Genomic DNA, 3,591 nt, shown 5'->3' with positions numbered 1-3,591 from the left:
CGGGGCGATACGCGCGCCTTCCACGAAGAACCGCACATCGGCGTCGTTGGGATTGTCGTTCGCGCAGGTGAGATAGATCGGTTGCGCCTCCGGCGCGCCGTCCGCCTTCGTTCCGTGCGGGAGAAAGCTTTCGGGACGGTACGACCAGAGATCGGCGTCGAGTTTCGCAAGGCGCGTTTCGCTCATCGCCTGCACGATGGCGCGCCAGCCGCGCGCACGGGAACGCTCCAGCAGCGTCGGCAGCGTCTGCTCCACGCTCGCGCGGGTGAGGTGATAGAAGGCGATCTCGGGCATGGCGGGCGCCTTTCGCTCCCGGGCTATGTCGGAACTCTCGACCGCGCGCAAGTCGAGGGTCAACCGCGATCAGCCTGTCGCCGCTCGCCTTGACACGCGCAATTTCGTATGACACTTGTAAATTGAAATGGTGATTGAAAAGCGACCTTGTGGTCATGGCGGCTGACCGCCCGTACCAAAGCCCCTTGCGCGAGGCGCAGGCGGCCATGACCCGTGAGCGTATTCTCATGGCGGCTAAAGACTATCTTGAGCAGAACCCCATCGAGAGCCTGACCTTGCGTAAGATCGCGGCGCTCTCTGCTGTTTCGCCGCCAACCGTCTATGCGCATTTCGCGACCATGGATGAGCTGGTCGCCGCTTTCTTCCTTTGGTTGAAGCCTCGGCTGGGACTCGACAGGCCGCTGCCGCCGCTCGACGAACTCCCGTCAATGCCGGAGCGATTGTTCCCCTTGTACGATCAATACGGGGCGCTGCTCAGGAACCTGATGAATCAGCCGTCCTGGGACCGTCAGCGTTACGCCGATCGGGATAATCGCCTGGGCGGCTGGATCGCCGGCATCGGCGGCGGATTTCCTGATCTGACGCCGACGCAACTGCGCCGCGGCGCCTTGGCGATCGCCTCGTACTGGAGCCCCACCCACTGGCGCTGGCTGATGGACACTTGCCGCTTCACCCCGGAAGAGGCGCAAGCGGTCGCATCCTGGGGCATCGGCGCGCTGATTGGCGCGCTGAAAACTGATCCCTCGGGTCTCGACCGGCTGCCGGTCCCGCCGGTCGCCAATGATGCGTCCGGAACACATCAGGGGAAGCCATGATTCACCACATCTCCATTCCCGCGCGCGATCCCGTCCGCGTCGCCGCCGTGCTCGCGGAACTCATGAAGGGCCGCGACTTTCCGTTCAGCGGTCCATTGCCAGGCGCCTACATGGCGATGAGCGGCGACCCGCAAGGCACGATGATCGAGGTGTATCCGGACACGATCGCCTTGGCCCCAGGCGAGGACGAGGCGCAGGTCGCATTTACCCCCGGACCGCCGACGACGGGTTACTTCCCCTTCCACGCGCTCATCTCCGTGCCGCTCGACCGCGCCGCGATCGAGCGCATCGGCGCACGCGAGGGCTGGCGGACCAAGTTCTTCGGCCGCGGCGCGCCTGGAAAGCCGCCAGTCTTTCGTCTTCTCGAATTCTGGGTCGAGAACCGCGTCATGCTCGAACTCGCCCCCAGCGACATGGTCCACGAATACGTCTCCTACATGCAGATCGGCCGCATAGAGGCCCTCATGCGGGAACGGATGGACGCAGCGACGCAGTGAACGATCCGTTCTTTATTTCCGACAGAGAGAGATCATGACCGCAGAGAGAATCGAGGACGTTTTGATCGTCGGCGCTGGGCCAACGGGTCTTTCGCTCGCGATCACGCTACGGCAACACGGGACGCCGGTGCGCATCATTGATCGGGCGACGCAGCCGAGTTCCGTCTCCAAGGCGTTGGCTCTGTGGAGCGCGAGCCTCGAAGCAATGCAGAGCATGAACGTCGTCGATGATTTTCTGCGCGGCGGCGCGCGGCTCAACGCGCTTTGCATTGGCGATGGCGGGCGACAACTGGCCCGCATGGAAGTTGGCGAGGGCATCGACAGTCCGTTTCCGTTTCCGCTGCTCCTCCCTCAGTCGGAGACTGAGCGTTTGCTAACCGTGCGGCTGTCGGCTTTAGGCGTTACGGTCGAGCGCGGCGTCGGACTCGCCGGGCTCGCTCAGGACGACGACGGCGTGACGGCGACCCTCAACCACGCCAACGGGCGAACCGAAACGGCGCGCGCCCGCTATCTCGTCGGTTGCGACGGCGCGCGGAGCGTCGTCCGAGGCGCGCTGGGCATTCCTTTCGAAGGCTCCACCGAGCCTCAGACCTTCTTGCTCGGCGACGTGCGCATCGACGGCGGCGGGTTGGACCACAAAAATATCTATCTCTGGTGGCGCCGAGGCGGAACCATCGCGTTGTTCCCCTTCGAAGAGGACACCTGGCGCATATTCGCTATGCGCGAGACCGACTCGGCCGCCGATATTCCGCCGACGCTCGACGAGTTGCAGAATCATGCCGATCGCTATGGGCCACCTGGCATGCGGTTGCGGGACCCGAGCTGGCTGTCAGCGTTCAAGATCAACGAACGTGTCGCCGCGCGCTATCGGGCGGGACGCTGCTTCCTCGCGGGCGACGCCGCGCATGTCCACAGCCCCGCGGGCGGACAGGGCATGAACACGGGAATTCAGGACGCCGTGAATCTCGGCTGGAAGCTCGCCTATGCGCTTGCCGGGATCGGCGATCCGACTCTGCTGCTCGACAGCTATGAACCGGAGCGGCGGGCGATCGCGCAAAACGTGGTCAAAGCCGCCGAACAAAAGCTGCATCTTGCTTTCAGCTCGGGCGCCGCGATGCGGATCGTCAAAGACATCGCGGTCTCGCTTCTCGGCAATCTGTCCGTTGTCCAGAAACGGCTCCAGATCGAACTTTCGGAGACCGAAATCGTCTATCGAAACGGCCCGCTCGTCGCGCTCGGCGCGCCGCCGCGCCGTCCGGGTCGCACTGACGTCGGCGCCCGAGCGCGCGACGCAATCCTGACCGTCGGGGGAAAGGATCAGCCTCTATGGCCGCTCCTCAGCGAATCGCGCCATACGCTGCTCCTGTTCGAGGACGCCGGATCGCCGATCGCCGCGCCGGAAGCAACCGACCTGGCCGGCAAGCAACTAAGCGTTCTCCGTGTGACTCCAGAGAACGATCCCAAGAAGCAGGTGCGTGCGCGTTACGGTCAGCGGGGACCTGGCTGGGTTGTGATCCGTCCCGATCAGGTGGTCGCCGCGCGAGGCGATGGAGCCGACCTGACGGCGCTGAACAACTATCTTGATCGCGTGCTGCGGCGAAAGAGTTCCGAGATCGCGGCAAACCACGAGCGGCTGCCTGTCTCCGAGGCCTGAGCGCGCCTTAAGTCTCGCCCGGCGTCCAGGAGGGCGGATCGCTTGCCGGAAAAGATTCAAGGCCAGCCTGGTAGACGTCGTCCTTCGGCGCCTCCCAAACCACGCTGATGGTCAGGGCGTTTTTGACTTTGAGGGGCGAAGAGGCCGTTGAAGCGGCGTATTCCGCCTCCATCCATTCAGCCGCCGAGGCGACGGAGCCCTTCAACACGACTTCTCCCTCGACGATCTCGACCGAGATCGACTTGGCGTCCGCCAGGGGGCTTTTGTCGAGGGCCTCGCGAATGGCGTCGCGAAGCCCTGCTGTGTCCATACCCGTCATCGCAGCCTCGGC

General features: G+C 64.4%; 5 protein-coding genes. 3 read left to right on the top strand and 2 right to left on the bottom strand.

The features are described from left to right. The coding region (locus NEI07_RS10680; RefSeq protein WP_256034473.1) for a DNA polymerase III subunit chi at nt 1–294 on the bottom strand (294 nt) is incomplete at its 3' end. A 206-nt stretch (nt 295–500) separates the two neighbouring features. Between NEI07_RS10680 and NEI07_RS10675 the strand changes: the two genes are divergently transcribed. From NEI07_RS10675 to NEI07_RS10665, 3 genes are read left to right on the top strand one after another with little or no spacing between them, the layout of a single operon-like run. Next, on the top strand, nt 501–1,109 hold the full coding sequence (locus tag NEI07_RS10675; RefSeq protein WP_256034472.1) for a TetR/AcrR family transcriptional regulator: 609 nt from the start codon (nt 501–503) through the stop codon (nt 1,107–1,109). After that, nucleotides 1,106–1,606 carry a hypothetical protein gene (locus NEI07_RS10670; protein WP_256034470.1) on the top strand — a complete coding sequence of 167 codons (501 nt, stop codon included), beginning with the start codon at nt 1,106–1,108 and terminating at the stop codon, nt 1,604–1,606. The genes NEI07_RS10675 and NEI07_RS10670 overlap by 4 nt, the downstream gene beginning before the upstream one ends. 34 nt (nt 1,607–1,640) lie before the next feature. Then, nucleotides 1,641–3,260 carry an FAD-dependent monooxygenase gene (locus NEI07_RS10665; RefSeq protein WP_256034469.1) on the top strand — a complete coding sequence of 540 codons (1,620 nt, stop codon included), beginning with the start codon at nt 1,641–1,643 and terminating at the stop codon, nt 3,258–3,260. 7 nt (nt 3,261–3,267) lie between these two features. Here NEI07_RS10665 and NEI07_RS10660 read toward each other — a convergent pair. Then, nucleotides 3,268–3,591: BON domain-containing protein (locus NEI07_RS10660; protein ID WP_256034467.1), on the bottom strand; the 324-nt coding region annotated here is incomplete at its 5' end.

The organism is Methylocystis suflitae (assembly GCF_024448135.1).
Taxonomy (GTDB): Bacteria; Pseudomonadota; Alphaproteobacteria; order Rhizobiales; family Beijerinckiaceae; genus Methylocystis; species Methylocystis suflitae.
Note: the sequence above shows the minus strand (reverse complement) of the source record. Positions and strands in the feature narration are given on the sequence as shown.

Bases quoted from the DNA above. Each gene is read 5' to 3' on its own strand.
- NEI07_RS10675 (WP_256034472.1), top strand. From the start codon at position 501: ATGACCCGTGAGCGTATTCTCATGGCGGCTAAAGACTATCTTGAGCAG.
- NEI07_RS10670 (WP_256034470.1), top strand. From the start codon at position 1,106: ATGATTCACCACATCTCCATTCCCGCGCGCGATCCCGTCCGCGTCGCC.
- NEI07_RS10665 (WP_256034469.1), top strand. From the start codon at position 1,641: ATGACCGCAGAGAGAATCGAGGACGTTTTGATCGTCGGCGCTGGGCCA.